The sequence below is a fragment of the Tamlana crocina genome (genome assembly GCF_012037625.1).
Genome location: NZ_JAAVJS010000536.1, coordinates 1 through 351, shown reverse-complemented (window position 1 = coordinate 351; position 351 = coordinate 1). Strand labels below are relative to the sequence as shown.

The 351-nt window shown below is 46.7% G+C and carries 1 pseudogene; it reads left to right on the top strand.

Going from position 1 to position 351, the window contains the following annotated elements:
- Positions 1–351: pseudogene (locus HC176_RS17935) on the top strand (urocanate hydratase); the annotation flags it as partial.

Below are 351 nucleotides of genomic sequence, written 5' to 3'. Positions count from 1 at the left end.
AATTCGCTTACCCCAGTTACGTACAGGATATCATGGGACCCGTGTGCTTTGACTATGGCTTCGGACCTTTCCGCTGGGTTTGCGCTTCCGGAAAAGAAGAAGATTTAGAACGAACAGATGAAATTGCGCGAGAGGTGCTTCAGCAGTTAAAACAAGAAGCGCCCCAGGAGATTCAGCAGCAAATGCAGGATAATATCAAATGGATAGAAGGTGCGCGCGCCAATAGGCTGGTAGTAGGCTCACAGGCCAGAATCCTTTATGCCGATGCCGAAGGCCGTATTGAAATTGCAAGAGCATTCAATAAAGCTATTGAAAAAGGGGAAATAGGAACAGTAATTTTAGGCAGGGATC